At 53.4% G+C, this 313-nt stretch carries 1 rRNA gene; it reads right to left on the bottom strand.

Annotated features, from left to right (window positions below):
* A 23S ribosomal RNA gene (locus tag Dpoa2040_RS16650) occupies nucleotides 1-309 on the bottom strand; the annotation flags it as partial.
* Nucleotides 310-313 lie beyond the last annotated feature (4 nt).

The raw sequence follows: 313 nt of genomic DNA, 5'->3' as shown, positions 1-313 counted from the left end.
TCCAGACGCTTCCACTGACACACAAGCCGATTCAGGTTCTGGGCTCCTCCCCGTTCGCTCGCCGCTACTGGGGGAATCTCGGTTGATTTCTTTTCCTCGGGGTACTGAGATGTTTCAGTTCCCCCGGTTCGCCTCATTAACCTATGGATTCAGTTAATGATAGTGTGACGGATCACACTGGGTTTCCCCATTCGGGTATCGTCGGGTATAACGGTTCATATCACCTTGCCGACGCTTTTCGCAGATTAGCACGCCCTTCATCGCCTCTGACTGCCTAGGCATCCACCGTGTACGCTTAGTCGCTTAACCTCAC

This window comes from Dickeya sp. CFBP 2040, assembly GCF_012273755.1.
Taxonomy (GTDB): domain Bacteria; phylum Pseudomonadota; class Gammaproteobacteria; order Enterobacterales; family Enterobacteriaceae; genus Dickeya; species Dickeya poaceiphila.
Note: the sequence above shows the minus strand (reverse complement) of the source record. Positions and strands in the feature narration are given on the sequence as shown.